General features: G+C 62.3%; 18 protein-coding genes. 11 read left to right on the plus strand and 7 right to left on the minus strand.

The features are described from left to right. The first annotated feature begins 175 nt into the window (after window positions 1-175). The 3 genes from TP2_RS01430 (at window position 176) to TP2_RS01440 (ending at window position 4,030) form a co-directional block, all read left to right on the plus strand. A complete protein-coding gene (locus tag TP2_RS01430; protein WP_038072568.1) occupies window positions 176-541 on the plus strand; it encodes a helix-turn-helix domain-containing protein in 366 nt (121 codons plus the stop codon). A gap of 141 nt (window positions 542-682) precedes the next feature. After that, complete coding sequence (gene hisN / locus TP2_RS01435) at window positions 683-1,492, plus strand: histidinol-phosphatase (RefSeq protein WP_038073293.1); 810 nt, start codon at window positions 683-685, stop codon at window positions 1,490-1,492. A gap of 78 nt (window positions 1,493-1,570) precedes the next feature. After that, window positions 1,571-4,030 (plus strand): ATP-dependent helicase, encoded by a 2,460-nt coding sequence (locus TP2_RS01440; protein WP_038072570.1) that lies wholly within the window; start codon window positions 1,571-1,573, stop codon window positions 4,028-4,030. A gap of 322 nt (window positions 4,031-4,352) precedes the next feature. Here TP2_RS01440 and phaR read toward each other — a convergent pair whose 3' ends face one another. From phaR to phaC, 3 genes are all read right to left on the minus strand, one after another. Next, window positions 4,353-4,904: a polyhydroxyalkanoate synthesis repressor PhaR gene (gene phaR, locus TP2_RS01445; RefSeq protein WP_038072572.1), complete on the minus strand. Its 552-nt coding sequence runs from the start codon at window positions 4,902-4,904 to the stop codon at window positions 4,353-4,355. A 151-nt stretch (window positions 4,905-5,055) separates the two neighbouring features. Continuing rightward, complete coding sequence (locus TP2_RS01450) at window positions 5,056-5,505, minus strand: hypothetical protein (RefSeq protein WP_038072574.1); 450 nt, start codon at window positions 5,503-5,505, stop codon at window positions 5,056-5,058. A 143-nt stretch (window positions 5,506-5,648) separates the two neighbouring features. Next, window positions 5,649-7,442 carry a class I poly(R)-hydroxyalkanoic acid synthase gene (gene phaC / locus TP2_RS01455; protein ID WP_038072576.1) on the minus strand — a complete coding sequence of 598 codons (1,794 nt, stop codon included), beginning with the start codon at window positions 7,440-7,442 and terminating at the stop codon, window positions 5,649-5,651. A 113-nt stretch (window positions 7,443-7,555) separates the two neighbouring features. Here phaC and phaZ point away from each other — a divergent pair, with 113 nt between their 5' ends. Together phaZ and TP2_RS01465 are read left to right on the plus strand one after the other, a co-directional pair. Then, a complete protein-coding gene (gene phaZ, locus TP2_RS01460; RefSeq protein ID WP_038072578.1) occupies window positions 7,556-8,869 on the plus strand; it encodes a polyhydroxyalkanoate depolymerase in 1,314 nt (437 codons plus the stop codon). Between the two features lie 178 nt (window positions 8,870-9,047). Then, a complete protein-coding gene (locus TP2_RS01465; protein ID WP_051692098.1) occupies window positions 9,048-10,742 on the plus strand; it encodes an NAD+ synthase in 1,695 nt (564 codons plus the stop codon). A gap of 6 nt (window positions 10,743-10,748) precedes the next feature. Here the strand turns inward: TP2_RS01465 and TP2_RS01470 are convergent, their stop codons facing one another. The 4 genes from TP2_RS01470 to TP2_RS01485 all read right to left on the minus strand — a co-directional run bounded on the left by TP2_RS01470 (window position 10,749) and on the right by TP2_RS01485 (window position 14,834). Then, complete coding sequence (locus TP2_RS01470) at window positions 10,749-11,660, minus strand: pirin family protein (RefSeq protein WP_038072580.1); 912 nt, start codon at window positions 11,658-11,660, stop codon at window positions 10,749-10,751. Between the two features lie 116 nt (window positions 11,661-11,776). Next, a complete protein-coding gene (locus tag TP2_RS01475; RefSeq protein ID WP_038072582.1) occupies window positions 11,777-12,421 on the minus strand; it encodes a hypothetical protein in 645 nt (214 codons plus the stop codon). Window positions 12,422-12,432: 11 nt separating this feature from the next. Beyond that, window positions 12,433-13,050, minus strand: coding sequence for a TadE/TadG family type IV pilus assembly protein (locus TP2_RS01480; RefSeq protein ID WP_038072584.1), 618 nt, complete (start codon window positions 13,048-13,050; stop codon window positions 12,433-12,435). Between the two features lie 23 nt (window positions 13,051-13,073). Further along, on the minus strand, window positions 13,074-14,834 hold the full coding sequence (locus tag TP2_RS01485; protein WP_038072586.1) for a TadE/TadG family type IV pilus assembly protein: 1,761 nt from the start codon (window positions 14,832-14,834) through the stop codon (window positions 13,074-13,076). 352 nt (window positions 14,835-15,186) lie between these two features. Between TP2_RS01485 and dnaG the strand changes: the two genes are divergently transcribed. From dnaG to nrdR, 6 genes are all read left to right on the plus strand, one after another. Next, window positions 15,187-17,139, plus strand: a complete 1,953-nt coding sequence (gene dnaG, locus TP2_RS01490) for a DNA primase (protein ID WP_038072588.1) — start codon at window positions 15,187-15,189, stop codon at window positions 17,137-17,139. Window positions 17,140-17,322: 183 nt separating this feature from the next. Continuing rightward, window positions 17,323-19,317 carry an RNA polymerase sigma factor RpoD gene (gene rpoD, locus TP2_RS01495; RefSeq protein ID WP_038072590.1) on the plus strand — a complete coding sequence of 665 codons (1,995 nt, stop codon included), beginning with the start codon at window positions 17,323-17,325 and terminating at the stop codon, window positions 19,315-19,317. A gap of 51 nt (window positions 19,318-19,368) precedes the next feature. After that, window positions 19,369-19,740: a hypothetical protein gene (locus TP2_RS01500; RefSeq protein WP_038072592.1), complete on the plus strand. Its 372-nt coding sequence runs from the start codon at window positions 19,369-19,371 to the stop codon at window positions 19,738-19,740. 76 nt (window positions 19,741-19,816) lie between these two features. After that, complete coding sequence (locus tag TP2_RS01505) at window positions 19,817-20,131, plus strand: hypothetical protein (protein ID WP_038072594.1); 315 nt, start codon at window positions 19,817-19,819, stop codon at window positions 20,129-20,131. Further along, window positions 20,131-20,547 carry a secondary thiamine-phosphate synthase enzyme YjbQ gene (locus tag TP2_RS01510; protein ID WP_038072595.1) on the plus strand — a complete coding sequence of 139 codons (417 nt, stop codon included), beginning with the start codon at window positions 20,131-20,133 and terminating at the stop codon, window positions 20,545-20,547. The genes TP2_RS01505 and TP2_RS01510 overlap by 1 nt, the downstream gene beginning before the upstream one ends. Window positions 20,548-20,688: 141 nt before the next feature. Further along, complete coding sequence (gene nrdR / locus TP2_RS01515) at window positions 20,689-21,159, plus strand: transcriptional regulator NrdR (RefSeq protein WP_038072597.1); 471 nt, start codon at window positions 20,689-20,691, stop codon at window positions 21,157-21,159. Window positions 21,160-21,162 lie beyond the last annotated feature (3 nt).

The raw sequence follows: 21,162 nt of genomic DNA on the forward strand, positions 1-21,162 counted from the left end.
TCGCATTTTGCAAAACACGCAGAGGGAGAGTCATTTCCGACCTATCCTTTCAGTCAAGTCGCCTGTAAAAACGAGCATTTCGCCTGTCTTTTTGGACAGGTTTGTTTTTTTACCGACTTGGTCAAACTCAGCGCATGGTAGTTTTTCAGCGTAATTTCGCTTCGAGGGGTTGAAGATGAAACATCCTGTGGATGTACATGTAGGTAAGAGAATTCGGCACCGTCGCTGGATGATCGGCATGACGCAACAACAGCTCGCCGATCAGGTTGGCATCAAATTTCAGCAAATCCAGAAATACGAAACCGGTATGAACCGCGTCTCGGCGTCCCGCCTTTGGGACATCGCCGATGCGCTCGAGGTTCCGATCTCCTTCTTCTTTGAAGGTCTGTCGGAAGATAACGGCGTGACGCAGCCTGAAGTGGCCGGCGACATCCTGTCGGACAAGGAAGCGCTCGCGCTCGTGCGCTCCTATTACGCCATTCCCGAGGCGCAACGCCGTCGGCTCTTCGAGTTGGCCAAGGTGCTCTCGGACGCGGCCTGAAACGGGTAGGGTAGCCGTTCGCCCGGGTGGGGACGGATCGGGTGGCTTGACCCGGATAAGGGGGGCGTTTACCGCTCCCCTTATCCATTGCGGGTCCCGCGCGGGCCGCAGCCCAAACTCCCGGAGCCATCCATGCTTTCCATGAGCCCCACCGAACGCGATGATCTTCTTGCGCTGGCCGGGGAGCTTGGCGATCTGGCGCGGGCCGAGACTCTTGCGCAATTCCGCCCCGAGGGTGGGATCGGCGCGCAGAACAAGCTCTCCTCTGGCTTCGATCCGGTGACCGAGGCCGATCGCGCCGCCGAGGCCGTGATGCGCGCCCACCTTGAGGAGCGCCGCCCGCAAGACGGGATTTTCGGCGAGGAATATGGCGTCAAGCACGGCACGAGCGGGCTCACCTGGGTTCTCGACCCGATCGACGGCACGCGCGGCTTCATGTCGGGCACGCCGACCTGGGGTGTTCTGATCGCGTTATGCACGCAGGAAGCGGATGGCCCCGGTGCGCCGCTTCTGGGCGTCATCGACCAGCCTTACATCGGCGAGCGGTTCTCAGGCGGCTTTGGCGCGGCGACTGTCTCCGGCCCGCTCGGCCATCGTCCGCTCGCCACCCGTTCGGCGCGCGCTCTCGACGAGGCCGTCCTCTTCACCACTTTCCCCGAAGTCGGGACCGAGGCCGAGGGCGCGGCCTTCGCGCGGCTCTCGCGGCAGGTCCGTCTCACCCGCTATGGGATGGATTGCTATGCCTATGCGCTCGTCGCGGCGGGCCAGATCGACCTCGTGGTGGAGGCGGGGCTTCAGCCCTATGACATCGCGGCCCCGATTGCGGTGATCGAGGCGGCGGGCGGGATCGTCACCGACTGGCAGGGCCGTCCGGCGCATCGCGGCGGTCAGGTGATCGCGGCGGCCAATCCCGAGATCCACGCCGCCGCGCTGGAACATCTCGCAACGTGATCCGCGTTCCGTCGCGGATGTGAACAGAAGTCGAACATGGCTCTTTTCCTCAAGGGGCGAAGCGGGTAGATTGCCGCCATGAGCTGGATGGAAGATGACGATCCCTATGAGGGCGCCGTGAGCCTGTCGCAACGCGCGATGATGGGGGCCACCCAGGCGCGCGCGGCGGCCTATCTCGACAAGCTGAACCCGGAGCAACGTCAGGCGGTCGAAACGCTCGACGGCCCGGTGCTGATGCTTGCGGGGGCGGGGACGGGCAAGACCTCGGCGCTGACCGCGCGGATCGCGCATCTGATCCATACGGGCCGGGCGCGGCCCAATGAAATTCTCGCCGTGACCTTCACCAACAAGGCCGCGCGCGAGATGAAGGAGCGTGTGGGCCGTCACCTTGGCGGCGCGATCGAAGGGATGCCCTGGCTTGGCACCTTCCACTCGGTCTGCGTGAAGCTTCTGCGCCGCCATGCCGAGCTGGTGGGGCTGAAGTCGAATTTCACCATCCTCGACACGGATGACCAGATCCGGCTGATGAAACAGCTGATCGTCGTCGCCAATATGGACGAGAAACGCTGGCCCGCGCGCCAGCTTGCGGGGCTGATCGACGGCTGGAAGAACAAGGCGCTGACGCCCGAGCGGGTCTCGGGGCGCGAGACGGCGGCCTTCGATAATCGCGGGTCGGAGCTTTACGCCGCGTATCAGGATCGGCTGAAGACGCTCAACGCGGTCGATTTCGGCGACCTGCTGCTGCATATGGTCACGATTTTCCAGACCCATGCGGATGTGCTCGCGCAATATCAGCGCTGGTTCCGCTACATCCTCGTGGACGAATATCAGGATACCAATGTCGCGCAATATCTCTGGCTGCGGCTTCTGGCGCAGGGGCACAAGAATATCTGCTGCGTCGGTGATGACGATCAGTCGATCTATGGCTGGCGCGGGGCCGAGGTCGGTAACATCCTGAAATTCGAGAAGGATTTCCCAGGTGCGGCGGTGATCCGGCTGGAGCAGAATTACCGCTCGACCGAACATATCCTCGCCGCCGCCTCGGGGCTGATCGCCGCGAATGAGGGCCGTCTGGGCAAGGAACTCTGGACCGAGGCCGAGGGCGGCGAGAAGGTTCGCCTGATCGGCCATTGGGACGGCGAGGAAGAGGCCCGCTGGATCGGCGAGGAGATCGAGGCGAACCAGCGCGGCACCCGCTCGCGCGCGCCCGTCAGCCTCAACAATCAGGCCATCCTCGTGCGCGCCTCGCACCAGATGCGCGCCTTCGAGGATCGCTTCCTGACCATCGGTCTGCCCTATCGCGTGATCGGCGGCCCGCGCTTCTACGAGCGTTTGGAAATTCGCGACGCGATGGCCTATTTCCGCCTCGTGACCTCGCCCGAGGACGATCTGGCCTTCGAGCGGATTATCAACACCCCGAAACGCGGCCTCGGCGACAAGGCGCAGCAGCGCATTCAGATCGCCGCCCGCGAGAACGGTCTGAGCCTGCTCGACGGCGCGAAGCTGTTGGTGGCCGAAGGGGCGCTTTCGGGCAAGGCGGGCGGTCAGCTGCGGCTCTTCGTCGAGAATATCACCCGCTGGCATGATGAGATCGCGCAGGCCTCGCCCGCGACGGCGGTGACGCGGGCCGAGGATGACGACCTGCTGATCGAGCCTGCCGAGGATGGCGTGGCGCCCGCGAATGACCTCAGCCATGTGCGGTTGGCCGAACGGATCCTCGAGGAATCCGGCTATGTCGAGATGTGGCAGAACGACAAGACGCCCGAGGCGCCGGGGCGGCTCGAGAACCTCAAGGAATTGGTGAAAGCGCTCGAGCAGTTCGACAATCTCCAGGGGTTCCTCGAACATGTCGCGCTGATCATGGATAACGACAAATCCGAGACCGAGGAAAAGGTCTCGATCATGACGCTGCACGCGGCGAAGGGGCTGGAGTTTCCGGTCGTCTTCCTGCCGGGCTGGGAAGACGGGCTCTTTCCCTCGCAGCGCTCGATGGATGAGAGCGGCTTGAAAGGTCTCGAGGAAGAGCGTCGCTTGGCCTATGTCGGCATCACCCGGGCCGAGGCGCTGTGCACGATTTCCTTCGCGGGCAACCGCCGCGTCTATGGCCAATGGCAAAGCCAGATGCCCTCGCGCTTCATCGACGAATTGCCGCCCGCCCATGTCGAGGTGCAGACCCCGCCGGGGCTTTACGGCGGCGGCATGAACGGGGGCGGGTTCTCGGCCGGGGCCGGATCGGCCACGATGGAAGACCGCGTCTCGCGCGCCGATGTCTACAACTCGCCGGGCTGGCGCAGGCTCCAGAGCGCGCAATCGCGCGGGATCAGCCAGCCGCGCGAGGCCCGCCACATGACGATCGACGCCAGCGGTGAGAGCGATTACGAGATTGGCGACCGCGTCTTCCACAAGAAGTTCGGCTATGGCGAGGTGATGGGCTCGGAGGGCGACAAGCTCGTGGTCGAGTTCGACAAGGCGGGGGAAAAGCGTCTGCTGGCGAGCTTCGTCGTGCCTGCGGCCGATGCCGATGACGTGCCGTTCTGATCTCTTCTTCTTGACGAAAATATCTCGGGGTGAGGCCGCAAGGCCGAGGGGCAGAGCCCCTCACTCTGTGAGTGACACGATGTCGATCGCGTTCCCAGGATGCCTGTGTGCGACGACAGCCTCGAGCAAAAGAACGCACAGGTTCTGCTGCTGACGAGGCTCTGCCAATATCTTGGCTTCAGACGTTTGCACGGGCGAAATGCGCTATCGGCTTGTCGGGTGCTCGGGCCCGAGCATCTCACAGCCGACTTGGCCGTGCGATCAAGCCGGTAGCCCGCCTGACCCTGTTCAGCAAAAAGGCGCCGCGGGGGCGCCTTGTCGCTTACATCTTGTTGAGCTTGCTTTGTAGATCCGCAAGTTGCTTCTTGATTGCGTCGAGCTCTCCGCGATCGTCGCCATCCTCGTCGGGCGCAGGGCCCGAGGACCCGGCGGTGCCCCAGCCAGCCATCATGTTCTTGAGGAAGGCCTGTTGCTGCGCCTGCAGCGCCTCGAAGCCGGGCATGGTGGTCATCGGGTTGGGCATCTTGTTCATATTCTCGAGCATCTGCGAATGGCCTTCGCGCAGCATCTCGAAGCTCGCTGCAAGGAATTGCGGCACAACGGATTGCGCGGCGCCCGTATAGGAGCGCACGAGATCAGTGAGCACATCGACCGGCAGCACATTCTCGCCGCGGCTCTCGTGTTCAGCGACGATTTGCAGCAGGTATTGCCGCGTCAGGTCGTCGCCGGATTTGAGATCGACGATCTGCACCTCGCGACCGTCGCGGATGAACTTCGCGATATCTTCAAGCGTCACGTAATCGCTGGTCTCGGTATTGTAGAGACGACGGCTTGCGTAGCGCTTGATCAGCAAGGGCTTTTCGTCTTCGGCCATGTGGTGCGATCCTCCCCGGATTTTTGCATTGCAGCGATTGTGAGACGCTGCGCGCGCAAAAGCAACAAAAGAAAAAGGGCGCGCCAGAGAGGCGCGCCCAGGTATCCGCTGTCCCGGCAGGGAGGAGGAAGCCAGGAGCTACGGGAGGAACTTACTTCGCAGCCGCGGCGGCTTTCTTGGTGGCCGCGGTCATCTCGGCGGTCGCCTTCTTCACGGTGGCGGTCGCTTCGGCCGACATGTCCTTGCCAGCAGCCATCATCAGCTCGACGGTGTCCATCTGGACCTTCTTCGCGATCTCGGCGAAAGCAGCCATGTTCTCGGCAGCCATTTCAGCCGAAGCCGACGCGAAGTCGCTCACAGCCTTGGCGTAGTCGGCCGGCTCTTCTTTGGTCTTGGTCAGCTCGCTAACTTTCGAGAGGGTGCCTTTGGTCCACTTGGTCGAGATTTCGGTCGATTTCTCGGCGGCTTCGAGAGCCACTTTCGACATCTTCTCGCCCAGCGCGGCTTGCGACTTGAAGGCGTCCTGGAATTTCGCGGTGTCGACCGGGAAGTTCGCCATCATGTCCTGCATGATCTTGGTGTAGTCTTGGGTCTTGGCCATAGTAGTGCTCCATTGGGTTGGGGCCCGGAGATTGGAACGTCGGCAGGGCCCGATTGCTTACGTAACGTACATACATGCTGCGGCGCAGCATTTCAACCCCCGAAATGCTGCGCCGCAGAAATTTTACAGTTCGAGAGCAGGCGTCAGATCAGCACGGTCTCTTTCACGTAAGTGCCCGGAGCGTCTGCCAGAACCGGATGCTTGGCATCTCCGGGCTCGCGCGCCGGCACCTTCGCGCCCGATTTCTTGGCCAGCCATTCGCCCCAGCGCGGCCACCAGCTTCCTTCGTGGAACGTCGCTTCGGCTTTCCACTCTTCGGGATTCGCGATCGGCGCGGTGGAGGTGTAGTGGCCGTATTTCTTCTTGCTGGGCGGGTTCACGATTCCGGCGATGTGACCGGACTCCGAGAGGATGAAGGTCTTGTCCTTCGAACCCATCTTCGCGACCCCGTTGAAGGAGGCGATCCAGGGCGCGATGTGATCGGTCTCACAGGCGATCGCCATCAGTGGCACCTTCACCTCCGAGACCTGCACAGTCTCGCCCAGCACCTCGAAGCCCTCATTCGCGAAGCGGTTCTTCTGGCACAGGCCACGCAGGTAATCGATTGCCATCTTGCCGGGCAGGTTGGTCGAGTCACCATTCCAGAACAGCAGGTCAAAGGCGGGTGGCGCCTCGCCCATCATGTAGCTGCGGATCGCGGGCTGATAGATCAGGTCGCGCGAGCGCAGGAACGAGAAGGTACGCGACATGAAGTAGCTCGAGAGCACCCCGTCGGCCTTGCACTGCCGCTCGATCCCGTCGACGAAATCGTCTTGCAGGAAGACGGTGAATTCGCCCTGATCGGAAAAGTCGGTGAGCGTCGTGAAGAAGGTGGCCGAGTTGATCGACTTGTCCTTGCGCTTGTTCAGAAGCGCCAGGGTCAGCGACAGGGTCGTCCCCGCGATGCAATAGCCGACCGTGTTGACCTTCTTCTCGCCGGTGATCTCCTTCACCTGCTCGATGGCGGTCAGGTAGCCCTCCTCGACATAGTTGTCGAGCCCGACATCGGCATAGGAGTAATCGGGGTTCTTCCAGCTCACGACGAAGAGCGTGAAGCCCTGATCGACGATCCAGCGGATCAGCGAGTTCTGCGGCTTCAGGTCCATGATGTAGAAACGGTTGATCCATGGCGGAAAGATGATCAGCGGCGTCTTGTGGACCGTCTCGGTGGTGGGCTTGTACTGAATCAGCTCGAACAGCCGGTTGCGGTAGACGACCGAGCCCTCGGCGGTGCCGATGTTCTCGCCCACCGTGAAGGCGTCCTTGTCGGCCAGCGTCACCAGCAGATCACCGCGGTTCGCCTCGATGTCGCGAACCAGATTCTCGAGCCCCTTCACGAGGCTCTCGCCCTCGGTCTCGATCGCCTTTTCCAGAGCGTCCGGGTTCGTGGCGAGGAAGTTCGTGGGCGACATCATGTCGATGATCTGGCGTGAGAAGTATTCGAGACGCTGCCGGTCGACCGGATCGAGATCGTCGATCGCGTCGACCGCCTCTTGCACGCCCTTCGACGCGATCTGGTATTGCTGCTTGATGAAATTGAAATAGGGGTGGCTGTCCCAGAGCGGGTTCTTGAAGCGCGGATCAGCGGGGCCGGGGTTCTCCGGCGGTGCGATCTTGCCGGCCGAAAGCGCCTCCTGCGCTTCCATGTAATGCTTCATCGCCTGACCCCAGTAGTTCACCTGGGCCTCGAGAATCTTCGAGGGTTTCTCAAGCCACTCCTTCATCAACGCAGCGCTGGAAGAGAGATAAAGATCGGCGCCCGGCCCTTCGAGCGCGGGGTTCATCGGGCGCTTTTGGGCGATCGCCTCAACCATTCGCTCAGTGAGTTGTTCAATACGGGCGAGATTTTCCTGCATTTTCTGCGATGCAGCATTTTTGTTCTCGTCCTCGGTTGTCATAATGATGTTTCCTCCCTATCCTCTGGCACAGCATAATCTTGCCGCAGTCCTGGGGTAAAGCGGCGTTTACTGGTTCAGAGGCGGTGTTTTCCGGCCTCCCCGAGGAGTCGCAGATGAAATCAATCATGTCCTATGACCTGATGGAAACCGTCAGGAACACGAACGAATGGATGGGGGCCTCGGCGCGCGCCATGGCGTCCTATCCCGTCTGGGGCCTCGCGCCGCACCCGATGTTCAAGATCATGTCGGCCTGGGGCCGTGTGACCGAACGTTCCTTCGCACGGATGGTCATCAAGCCGGACTGGGGCATTCACTCGATCGCGGCCGAGGACGGGCGCGATCACCTCGTCGAGGTCGAGACGGTTGTCGACAAACCCTTCGGCAGCCTGATCCATTTCAACGTGCAGGGCCGCGCGCCGATGGAGCGCCGCATCCTTCTGGTCGCGCCGATGTCGGGCCATTACGCGACGCTGCTGCGCTCGACGGTGGCCTCGCTGCTGCCCGATGCCGATGTCTGGGTGACCGACTGGCATAACGCGCGCGACATCCCCGTCAGCGAAGGCAAGTTCGATGTCGAGGATTACACGCTCTACCTCGTCGACTTCATGAAAAAGATGGGCCCGGACTGTAACGTGATTGCGGTCTGTCAGCCCGCACCGCTCGCACTGGCCGCGACCGCCTATTTGGCCGAGGAAGACCCGACCGCGCAGCCGCGAACGCTGACGCTGATCGGCGGGCCGATCGATCCCGATGCAGCCGCGACCGAAGTGACCGATTTCGGCCGCCGCGTCACGATGGGCCAGCTCGAGCAGATGGTGATCCAGCGCGTGGGCTTCAAATATCAGGGCGCGGGCCGTCTGGTCTATCCGGGCCTGATGCAGCTTGCCTCCTTCATCTCGATGAACATGGACAAGCACGCCCAGGCCTTCCAGGAAAAGATCTGGAGCGAGGCGAATGGCGAGGGCTCCGAGCACGACAAGCATTACCGCTTCTACGATGAATATCTCGCGGTGATGGATATGACCGCCGAGTTTTATCTTTCTACGGTCGAGCGGATCTTCAAAGGTCTCGAGATTGCGCAGAACCGTTTCACGGTAGCGGGCAAACCGGTCGATATCTCGAAGATCACCACGGTTGCGGTGAAGACGGTCGAGGGCGAGAAGGATGACATCTCCGCCCCGGGCCAATGCGTCGCGGCACTCGATCTGTGCACGGGTGTGCCGGACTCGATGAAACAGCAGCACCTCGAGCCGGATGCGGGCCATTACGGCATCTTCGCCGGCTCGCATTGGCGCAACAACATCCGTCCGCTGGTGCTGGAGTTCATCGACGAGAACGCGGCCAACCCCGTTCCGGGCAAGGGCAAGCCCGCGACCGTCACGCCGATCCGTACCAAGAAGGCGGCGAAAGCGGCCGAGGCTTCCTGAGGTCCGGCCTTTCCCGAACAGCTTCGCAGGCGCCGTCCCTTAGGGCGGCGTTTTGCATTTCTGGCAAGTGACCGAGTGAGGTAGGGGCAGGGGCGCGCATGGCGGCATTTCCCCGCCCGCTCTTTTCTGCCCGTCACATTCTGCTAAATGGAAACCACACCACAGACCGAGGATCCTCATGGCCGATCGTTTCCGTCTTACCATGGCCCAGCTCAACCCCACCGTCGGGGCGCTTGAGGCGAATGCCGAGAAGGCTTTTGCCGCCTGGGAAGAAGGCAAGCGCGCGGGAGCCGACATGGTCGCGCTGCCTGAGATGTTCCTCACCGGCTACCAGACGCAGGACCTGATCGCGAAGCCCGCCTTCGTGGCCGACGCGACCGCCGCGATGGAGGCTCTGGGTGCGCGCATCACCGACGGGCCGGCGCTGGGGATCGGCGGGCCGTGGTGGAATGACGAGGGTCATTTCAACGCCTATTGGGTCTGGAAGGACGGCAAGCTCGTTGCGCGGATGCTCAAGCACGACCTGCCGCATCACGGTATCTTCGACGAATATCGGATCTACGATTCCGGCCCGATCTCGGGGCCTTACGCGATCAACGGGGTGCGGATCGGCACGCCGATCTGCGAGGATGCGTGGCACCCGGACGTGGCCGAGACGCTGGCCGAGACCGGGGCCGAGATCCTGATCGTACCCAATGGCTCGCCCTATTACCGCGGCAAGCTCGACGTGCGCATGACCCATATGGTGACGCGCGTGGTCGAGACGGGGCTGCCGCTGGTCTACCTAAATGCGGTCGGCGGGCAGGACGATCAGGTCTTCGACGGGGCGAGCTTCGTGCTGAACCGTCACGGGGCGCTGGCCGCGCAATTCGCGCCTTTCGACGAGATCATCGACCATGTCGATTTCATCCGCGAGGGTGATGGCTGGGCCTGTGTCGAGGGCCGCGACGATCCGCAGCCTTCGGAATGGGAGCAGGATTATCGCGCCATGGTCGAGGGCTTGGGCGATTACCTGCGCAAGTCGGGGTTTTCCAAGGTCGTGCTCGGCCTGTCGGGCGGGATCGATTCCGCGCTGGTCGCGACGATCGCGGCGGATGCGCTGGGTCCCGAGGCCGTGCATTGCGTTATGCTGCCCTCGGAATATACCTCACAGGGCTCGCTGGACGATGCGGCGGAGCTGGCGCGGCGGCAGGGGCTGCGGCTGGATACCGTGCGCATCGACGGGGCGCGCGATGCGGTCTCGGACGCGCTGTCGCATCTGATGGCGGGCACCGAGCCCGACGTGACCGAGGAAAACATCCAGTCGCGCCTGCGCGGCGTGATGCTGATGGCGCTGTCGAACAAGTTCGGCGAGATGCTCCTGACCACCGGCAACAAATCCGAGATGGCCGTGGGCTACGCCACGATCTATGGCGACATGTCGGGCGGCTACAACCCGATCAAGGATCTCTACAAGACCCGCGTCTTCGAGACCTGCCGCTGGCGCAATGCCAATCACCGGCCGTGGATGAAAGGCCCCGATGGCGAGGTGATCCCGGTCGAGATCATCGACAAGCCGCCTAGCGCCGAGCTGCGCCCCGATCAGAAGGACGAGGACAGCCTGCCGCCCTATCCGGTGCTCGATGCGATCCTCGAAGGGCTGGTGGAAAACGATGCCTCGGTTTCTGACCTGATGGCGCAGGGCTTTGCGCGCGAGACGATCAAGAAGGTCGAGCACCTGCTCTATATTTCCGAGTGGAAGCGCTTCCAGTCGGCGCCGGGCACGCGCCTGTCGCGCCGGGCCTTCTGGCTCGATCGGCGCTACCCGATCGTCAATCGCTGGCGCGACCACGGCCACGAAACCGAGCCCGTGACCGATCCATTCCGCTCCTGAGCGCGCTCAATGCGCGGGCTTGATGAAGGTCCCGTTGCGCAGCTCCGCCATCGCGGTCATCAGCTCTTCACGGGTGTTCATCACGATCGGCCCGTGCCAGGCGACGGGCTCCTGAATGGGCGCGCCCGAGATCAGCAGGAAGCGCACGCCACGCTCGCCCGCCTGCACGACGATCTCGTCGCCCGTGCCAAAGCGCACCAGCGTCCGGTCGCCCGAGAGGTCGCGGATATTCACCTCCTGACCCATCACCTCCTTTTCGAGCAGCACGCCCGAGGGGGTGGAGGCATCGGCGAAGGCGGCCTCGCCCTCGAAGACATAGGCGAAGCTGCGGCGGTAGGTGTCGATCTTGATCCGCTTCTTCACCCCCGGCGGGATCGAGATATCGAGATATTGCGGATCGGCGGCGATGCCATCGACGGGGCCGCGCTTGCCCCAGAACTCGCCGGTGACGATGCGCGCGACCGTGCCGTCATCGTCGATCACCTCGGGGATGTCCGAGCCCTGGATGTCCTGATAGCGCGGCGCGGTCATCTTCTGATCCGCAGGCAGGTTCGCCCAAAGCTGGAAGCCATGCATCCGGCCCTGCGCATCGCCTTTGGGCATTTCCTGATGCAGGATGCCCGACCCGGCCGTCATCCACTGCACCGAGCCCGCGCCCAGCTCGCCGCGATTGCCGAGGCTGTCGCCATGCTCGACGGTGCCCGCCAGAACATAGGTGATCGTCTCGATGCCGCGATGGGGGTGCCAGGGGAACCCGGCGAGATAATCCTCGGGGCGATCGTTGCGGAAATCGTCAAACAGCAGGAACGGGTCGGCCTCGGTCGGGTCCTGAAAGCCGAAGGCGCGATGCAGATGGACGCCCGCGCCTTCCATGAAGGGCTGGGCGCGGCGGGTCTCGAGAACGGGACGGATCGACATTGTGGTTCCTCCGGCTGATGCAGCTGTCCTGTCAGCAGATAGGAAAACCACTGCGGCGCGCAATTGCACAGGCGCGCACGCAATCCCTCAGCGAATGCACAGAGCCGTGATCAGCGTTACTTGTTGGGATCCCAGACGAAGCGGGTCGCGCGCGGACGCGTCACGATGAAGCTCGAGAAACGCAAACCCTTGCGCAAGCCCATCTGGCCGAGGTGGTCGCCTTCGTGCGACACCCATTTGTCGCCAATGCCGAAAAGCGGGTGATAGCTGTAGGAGGTCTCGACGATCGCCGCCGTGTCGCCGGGCGCGAGGACCGGAATGCGGTCGGCCTGCGCATCAAGCGCGGCTTGGGTGTAGCCATCGGCGATATTGGTCGCGTTGGAGGCTATGAGCGTCACCTTGCGGTTCGGGTCCGGCCCGTTGCACGGCACATCGGGGGCCAGCGGATCGGCCCAGCAATTCACGATTGTGACCCGCATCCAGGTTTGCTCGTCATCCGCTTTTTTCGAGAGGTAGTCGAAGATCTTCTTCATCCCCATGACGTAGGAGGGGCCGAACGGGTCGCGCTCACGCGAAATGATATCGGCCACGGTGGAGGTGGCACGGGTCACCTTGGCACGCATGCGGAAGGCGTCATAGATCTCGAAGGCAATCACCAGCCAGCCCGCGAGCAGCAGGAAGCCCATCACCCCCTCGATCGGGATCGAGCCAGTTTCCTCCTTGCGGAACTGTCTGAAGCGAAAGCGGGACAGTGCGTTCATCGCATCCCCCCTCAGCTGCCCGACGCCGTCGGGAAGATCGAGGTCGCGCGCGGCTCGGTCACGAAGGCAGTGGTGGAGATCAGGGCGAATTGATCGGGGTCGTCGATCGGGGCGGCGCGGATCAACGCCTTGGCAAGCGGATTGTCGATCATCATCGGCTTCACCCGCAGGCAGACGCGCATCAGCATGATCTGGTTGGACAGCCCGCCTTCGAGCGTCGCCGAAGGCGGCGGGGTGGTGTCGTCGGAGAAGTTCTCGCAGCGCAGCGGATGGGCGTCGATCGACGAGCTCCAGTTGTTGCGATTGACTACGAAGGTCTCAACCGAGACGTTGTCGTAGCAGTTCTCGCCACCGAGGAAGCCGGCCTTCTGACAGATCCGCTCACGCAGGGTGGCCTCGCTGGGCATGCCCTCGATCCCGAGCCGGATCACCCGCGCGGTCAGGTCCGTCGCCCGGTCGAGCAGCACCTGCTTGGTCAGGGTTACCCCCATCTCGATCGCCGAAGCCATCAGCATGATGAAGAACGCTACCCAGATCAGAGCTGCAACCGTGACCGCACCCTCTTCGTCCCGCGCAAACCGGCCGGGCTTGCGGGCGAGGGGTGAGAGACTGGCGAGGCGGGGGAGCATCAGCGTGTCCTGTCCGTGGCGCGTCAGTTGGTCAGACGCAGCGAAATGATCTGCGCAGCGATCGAGGCGAAGGCGTCGTTCAGGTCATCGCCCTTGACCTCATAGGCGTAACTCGGCCCCGACGCGCATTTCTCCAGCGCCGCCTTGCCTTCGTCTGGCGCCGAGACTGCGATGGTATAGACATCGATCCCGCGGCTCTGGGCGAGCTTGCAGACCTCTTCGAGGTTGGCGTCCTTCTGCTCGAACATCGAGGAGATCGCCATCTCGGCATAGATCGACTTGACCGACTGGTTCGGATCATCCGCCTGTCGCGGGCGCAGCAGGAATTTGTCGATCACGTATTGCAGCGTCCAACCCTTGCCCCAGATCGTTTCCCAGGAAATGGAATTCAGTGTCTTGAGGCTGCCCGAGATTGACACCATGACCTTGTCGCCGGCATCGACGCGGTCGCGCCATGTACCGTCCTTGAAACGGTAGATCGGTTTGAGCCCCTCGGCTGCGCGCTTGGCCGAATACCAGTAGAGCTGGCTCTGATCGTAATCGTAGAAAGCGGTCGCGGAGTCGGTCGAGAAGAAACCCGACGGTCCGGTGCGATATTCCATCTTGGTCGAGAAGGAGCGGGTGTTCATCCCGTCCGTCATCAGGATCATCACCTTCATCGAACTGTCGTCGACCGAGGTGGCGGTGTCCGCATAGGGCATGGGGCGGTTCTGAACCGAGGAGTTGATCACACCCTTGCTGGCGAGCGCCATCGCGACCGGCTCGGTTGCGGGATCGAGAAGCGCGAAGCCCCAGCGTGCGCCGATGTCGATGGCGGTATCGCCGCCCGCGCGCAGAGAGGAGATCTTGTCGAGCAGATCCTGCTGGTTGTCCTCGATCGCCATGATCGGGGAATAGCTGAACTCGTAGCAGTTCTCGGCGCTCTCGCTGATCGTCTTGAAGATCGAATAGCCCTGATTCACCATGTCATAGCTCCAGCCATACATGGTGCGTTGCAACGGCGCGGTGGGCGAGATCTCGAGGCTGTCGAAGCCGAGCGTCTGCACATCCGCGCAGGTATTCTTGGTGTGATCCTTGCTCAGATTGTAGATGCTTGCGAGCGTCGAACCCATCGAGACCTGCTGGTTGTAGGGCACGATCGAAATCGACAGACGCCCAGCCGGCGCCTCGGGAGGCTGCACATCGTCGAACATCGTGTTGACGAAATTCTTTGCAGCCGTACGCAGCGAGGCGATCTTCGACTCGCCCGAACTTGAGTACATGTCGGGATCGTTCATCGAGCCCGAAATATCGAGCACCATCGAGATTTCGACGTTGCCGATCGATTCCTCGGCGCGCGCTCCGACATTTGTGGCCAGCGAATAGACGCCAAGCAGATCGCCGAAAATCGTGGGCATGTCGTCACGCGTCACGATGGTGACACGGCGATATTTGTCCTCGTCATCAGGGCTGTTCTTCTCGTTCGTCTCAACGATCGGGTCGATGTCGAGGTAGTCGAGCCCGGCCTTTTTCATATAGTCATTCACGACATATTTCGGATCGACCTTCTGGCTGAGGCTGGCCGCGGCGAGGGCGGCACGGTCGATCGTACCCTGGATCAGCGTGCGACGTTCCTCCTGGCGGACGAAATCGACGGCGAGACCGCCGACGATCATCAGAATCAGGAAGATCTGAAGGCTGAAGATGAAGATCGCCCCATCCTCTTCGCGCGCAAATTTGCCGAACCGGGACATCCCGGGCCGGGTCTTGCCTTGCGCAACCATCTTCAAGCGATCGAACGCCATACCTCTCTCCTTTCTCGCATCACCGCGCAGGGGCACGGCTCACGAAAATGAGAATCCTTCATCGAGCAAACGTGACTAAGTCATGGGGCTAAATTATGGCGCAATCTAGGCTACTTATCTGGCATTATTAACGTGGTTCGGGACGGTCTTGTCGAAGTGGGGAGCATCGTTTCCGCTACGGAAATGATCGACTCGCCTTTTGCGCGAGTTCTCCGACGATTCGTCCCCAATCTGCAATTTTCGCGTTTACGAATGAGGCGCTTTCGATGCATCGATTTCGACTCGCGCAACAATCGCGTGCCGGGATGCGCAGCCTCTCGACTCTGACGCCCGTCGGCCCAATATAAAGACCATGAGCCTGCCGCCCGGATTTCTTGACGAATTGCGCAACCGCACCTCGATCGCTCAGGTCGTGGGGCGCAAGGTCATCTGGGACATGCGCAAGTCGAACCAGGCTAAGGGCGACATGTGGGCGCCATGCCCGTTCCATCAGGAGAAGTCGGCCTCTTTCCACGTCGATGACCGCAAGGGCTATTACTATTGCTTCGGCTGTCACGCGAAGGGCGACGCGTTGAGCTTCGTGCGCGAGACCGAGAATGTCGGCTTCATGGAGGCCGTCGAGATCCTCGCCCGCGAGGCCGGGATGCAGATGCCCGCGCGCGATCCGAAGGCGCAGGAGAAGTCCGATCGCCGGACCGAACTCGCCCGGGTGATGGACGAGGCGGTGAAGTTTTTCCGCCTGCATCTGAACACCCAGGCCGGGGCCGAGGCGCGCGACTATCTCGCCGGGCGCAAGCTCGACAAGGCGGCGATCGACCGGTTCGAGATCGGTTTCGCTCCTCCGGGCTGGCAAGGGCTGCGCGATGCGCTGAAAGCCAAGGGCATCCCGGATGATCTGATCATCGGCGCGGGGCTCGCGAAGGAAAGCCAGAAAGGCCGCGAGCCTTTCGACGTGTTCCGCAACCGCATCATCTTCCCGATCCGTGACGCACGCGGGCGCTGCATCGCCTTTGGCGGGCGGGCGATGGATCCGAACGATCCGGCGAAATATCTCAACTCGCCCGAGACGGAGCTCTTCGACAAGGGCCGGTCGCTCTACAACCATGGCCCCGCACGGGAGGCCTGCGGCAAAGGCGCGCCTCTTGTCGTCTGCGAAGGCTATATGGACGTGATCGCGATGGTCGAGGCGGGGTTTGGCGGCGCCGTGGCCCCGCTGGGCACTGCAATCACCGAGGATCAGCTACGCCTGATGTGGCGTATCCATGACGAGCCCATCATTGCGCTTGATGGCGACGCGGCAGGTTTGCGGGCGGCGATGCGGGTGATCGATCTTGCGATGCCGCTGCTGGAGGCCGGGAAGGGTGTGCGCTTCGCGATCATGCCGCCGGGGCTCGACCCTGATGACGTGATCAAGAAGCAGGGGCGCAGCGCGATGGAGAAAATCATCGCAGAGGCGAAACCCATGGTCACGCTGCTCTGGCAGCGCGAGACAGAAGGCAAAGTCTTCGACAGCCCCGAACGGCGCGCGACGCTCGACAAGAAGTTGCATGCCACGATCGCGCATATCAAGGATCCGTCGATCCACGGGCATTACCGCGAAGAGATCAAGCGGCTGCGCTGGGAGCTTTTCGGGACGGGTCCTCGCGGGGGGAAGACGCCGCCGCGGCGCAGCTTCACGCCCGGTCTGCGCGGGCAAGGACGCTTTGGGGCGACCGCCGCCCCGGCGCTGCCGGAAACCCGCGCCTCGCTTCTGGCCACGGCGCCCGACGATGTGGCCGAGCATCTGCGCGAGGCGATGATCCTTGGCATCTGCGCCACGCATCCCGCGCTGATCGCCGAGTTCGAGGCCGAACTGGAAGATGTGCCGCTGCGTGATCCGACCCATGATCGGCTGCGCCATCTGATGTTGAGCCTCGCGCCCCAACCGGCGCCGGAGATCGCGAAAATCCTGCAAGAGGAAGTCGGGGCCGACCTTGAAAAGCTGCTTGGACTGCCCCATCTGCGATCAGCCCCCCCGGTTCGCAATGCCGACAATCCCGATCTGGCGCGGATGTGCCTGGCCGAGGAACTGGCCAAGCTCGATGCCGCGCGTGCCGTGCGCGTAGAGGTTGCCGATGCGATGGAGGATCTGGCGGGGCTGGCCGACGAGGGCGTGACATGGCGGCTGGCGCAAGCCGCCTCGCTGCGCCACCGAGCCGAAAGATCGAAGCTGGAGGACAACTCCGACATGGGCGAAGATCGCGCGGCCCTTTCCGCGACGCTTCAGGCCATGATCGATGGGGAAATCTGGCGTAAGAAACAATGAGATGGGTGGCGGCGGGCCATTCGAATCAAAGGAAAGCGAATCACTGTGGACACAATGGCGATCAACTTTGCGTCCATCTGCCTCGCGCCCCTGTGATTCGCCGCCGCGATTCGATACACAGACGAGATATGATTCGCTTTCGTCATAGCTTGAGCCCACCCGAGCCCTGACCGAGGAGCCCACATGGCCGCCAAAGACATCGACGACAACAAGTCCGACACCCCGAGCGACGACGCCACTTCCTTTGACATGAGCCAGGCCGCTGTGAAGCGGATGATCGCCGAGGCGAAGGAACGCGGTTTCATTACCTATGACCAGCTCAACAAGGTGATGCCGCAAGATCAGGTCTCGGGCGATCAGATCGAAGACGTGATGTCGATGTTGTCCGAAATGGGCATCAACGTGATCGAGGCCGAAGAGGCCGACGAGGAAGAGAACAGCAGTCAGGGCGGCGAGGTTGCCACGACCGGTTCTGGCTCGCGCGAAGTCGCTGTATCCACCTCCAGCTCGGAAACGCTCGACCGCACCGATGATCCGGTGCGGATGTATCTGCGCGAGATGGGCTCGGTGGAGCTGCTGAGCCGCGAGGGTGAGATCGCGATCGCCAAGCGCATCGAAGCCGGGCGCAACACAATGATCGCGGGGCTTTGCGAAAGCCCGCTGACCTTCCAGGCGATCACCATCTGGCGCGACGAACTTCTCAACGAAGAAATCCTTCTGCGCGATGTGATCGACCTCGAGACCACCTTCGGCAATACGCTTGAAGGCGAAGAGGACGAAGAAGATCTTGGCGAGCCGGTCGTCGATGGCGCGGCCCAGACCGAGGCGAAGACATCCGATGAGCCCGAGCTCGATGCCGATGGCAACCCGATCCAGTCCGAGGACGACGACGATGACGAGGGCGCGAACCTCTCGCTCGCCGCGATGGAAGCCGCGCTCAAGCCGCGTGTGCTGGAAACGCTCGAGCTGATCGCGCGCGACTACGCCAATCTTGCCGAGATGCAGGACCTGCGGATGTCGGCGACGCTCAACGAGGACGGCTCCTTCTCGGTCGCCGAAGAGGCTGCCTACCAGAAACTGCGGTCCGAGATCGTCGAGCTGGTGAATTCGCTTCACCTGCACAACAACCGTATCGAGGCGCTGATCGATCAGCTCTACGGCATCAACCGCAAGATCATGTCGATCGACAGCGGCATGGTGAAGCTCGCCGATCAGGCCCGCATTAACCGCCGCGAGTTCATCGAGGAATATCGTGGCTACGAGCTCGACCCGACCTGGATGGAGCGGATGGCTGCAAAATCCGGCCGTGCCTGGCAGTCGTTGTTCGAGAAGTCCGAGGGAAAGGTCGAAGATCTGCGCGCCGAAATGGCCCAGGTCGGCCAATATGTCGGCGTCGACATCTCCGAATTCCGCCGCATCGTGAACCAGGTGCAGAAGGGCGAGAAAGAAGCCCGTCAGGCGAAGAAAGAGATGGTCGAGGCGAACCTGCGTCTCGTGATCTCGATCGCCAAGAAATACACCAACCGTGGGCTGCAATTCCTCGACCTCATTCAGGAAGGCAATATCGGCCTGATGAAGGCGGTCGATAAGTTCGAATATCGCCGCGGCTACAAGTTCTCGACCTACGCGACCTGGTGGATCCGTCAGGCGATCACGCGCTCGATCGCGGATCAGGCGCGCACGATCCGTATCCCGGTCCACATGATCGAGACGATCAACAAGCTGGTGCGCACCGGCCGTCAGATGCTCCACGAGATCGGCCGCGAGCCGACGCCCGAGGAACTGGCGGACAAGCTGCAAATGCCGCTCGAGAAGGTCCGCAAGGTGATGAAGATCGCCAAGGAGCCGATCTCGCTCGAAACGCCGATCGGCGACGAGGAAGACAGCCAGCTCGGCGATTTCATCGAGGACAAGAACGCGGTCCTGCCGCTGGACTCGGCGATCCAGGAGAACCTGAAAGAGACCACGACGCGGGTTCTGGCCTCGCTCACCCCGCGCGAGGAGCGCGTGCTGCGGATGCGTTTCGGCATTGGCATGAACACCGACCACACGCTCGAAGAGGTGGGTCAGCAGTTCTCGGTGACCCGCGAACGGATCCGCCAGATCGAAGCCAAGGCGCTGCGCAAGCTCAAACACCCGAGCCGGTCGCGCAAGTTGCGCTCCTTCCTCGATCAGTAATAAAAAGGCGCCCCCGGAAGGGGGCGTTTTCATGTCGGGAGGAGGCAGGACATGGTGAAATCTTTCAAGCTCGCGCTGGCGATGCTGGCGATCGGTGCGGCGGCGGCTCAGGCCGAGGAACGCGCGCAGTTCTACATTCCCGACAAACCGGCGAAGCTTGTCTACCTCTTCACCTGCACGGGCGAGACGGTCGAAGCGGTGAATACGAATTGGGCGAAGGCTCAGGAAATCTTCGCGCAAAATCACCAGAAGCTGGCGGCTGAGCTTGAGACGGAGACGCGCGCGCAGCGCGAGACCGGGAAGGCGCCGAGCCAGGAGGCGATCGACGCCCATAACAAGCGCTTCTCGGCTCATAAATCGGCTGTTGCAGCAGATCTCGCACCGCTCGGCTGTCGGATGGACGGGTTGGTCCACATGCCCTGACGAGGGGCAGGTGATCCGGACTTTCGCGGGTCTGGAACCGCTGCTAAGTTTCGGGAAATCTTTGACGGAGCCTTCCATGACCCGCCTCATCCTCCTTGCGCCTCTCGCCCTTGCCGCCTGCCAGATGGAGGGTGCGCCTGCGGGCGCGCCGCGCATGGATCAGGCGGGCACCTGCTTTCTCTATGTCGAGGATGAGGGCTCGGGCAAATATACCGTCGTCTCGGGGGTAGGTGATGGATCGCCCGTTCCGAAGGCAATGATCAAGCGCGGGCTGAGCGGCGCGCAGGCGGATGCTCTCTGGGCCAAAGAGCGCAAGATCATGGATATCAATCCCGAATGCCTTCGCATCCTCGCGACGGATCGCACGCAGGCGCGCCCCGCCAAATCCTGATGAACCATCTCTTCGAGATCGCCACCAACGGTCCGGGCCTCTACGAGTTCACCCGTGAGGTCTCCAAATGGGTCGATCTGGCGAATGTGGATGAGGCGCTGCTCACGCTCTTCGTCCGCCACACCTCCGCGAGCCTGCTCATTCAGGAGAATGCGGATCCGGAGGTGCGCAGCGATCTTACCGAGTTCTTTCACCGTCTCGTGCCGCCGACCACCGACCCGAGCATGCGTTATCTGACCCATACCTATGAGGGGCCGGATGATATGCCGGCCCATATCAAGGCCGCGATGCTGCCCATCAGCTTGCAGATTCCTGTCATTTCCGGGCGACTTGCGCTTGGAACATGGCAGGGAATTTACCTTTTCGAACATCGCCGCGCCGCACACCGCCGTCAGGTCGCAGCCGTGCTGCGCTGAGTCCGTCCCGCCACATCCTGCCGCCATATCTGGGGGGCTCACATTTTTTCTACCCAAACTCTCGGGGCTGGGCTAAGGTCTTGTGGATAACTGGGGCAACAAGACCCCATCATGAGGCGGGACAAGGAACGGGGGAAAGCCATGCGCTGCCCATTTTGCGGAAATGTCGATACCCAGGTGAAAGATAGCCGCCCGGCGGAAGATCACGTCGCGATCCGGCGGCGGCGGTTCTGCCCGGCCTGCGGCGGGCGCTTCACCACCTATGAACGTGTGCAACTGCGCGATCTCGTCGTCATCAAGACGTCGGGCAAGCGTGAGGATTTCGATCGCGACAAGCTTGAGCGCTCGATCCGGATCGCGATGCAGAAACGCCCGGTGGAGCCCGAACGCATCGACCAGATGATCTCCGGCATCGTGCGGCGTCTGGAAAGTATGGGTGAGACCGATATCTCTTCGAAGGTGATCGGTGAGATCGTGATGGAAACGCTCGCCCGGATCGACACCGTCGGCTATGTGCGTTTCGCCAGTGTTTACAAGAACTTCCAGGAAGCGGACGATTTCGACAAGTTCGTCTCGGAGCTGCGTCCGCCCGGAGCAGGTGACGCTGAGTGACTT

Origin of the sequence: Thioclava pacifica DSM 10166 (genome assembly GCF_000714535.1) — a bacterium.
In the GTDB taxonomy this organism is placed as follows: domain Bacteria; phylum Pseudomonadota; class Alphaproteobacteria; order Rhodobacterales; family Rhodobacteraceae; genus Thioclava; species Thioclava pacifica.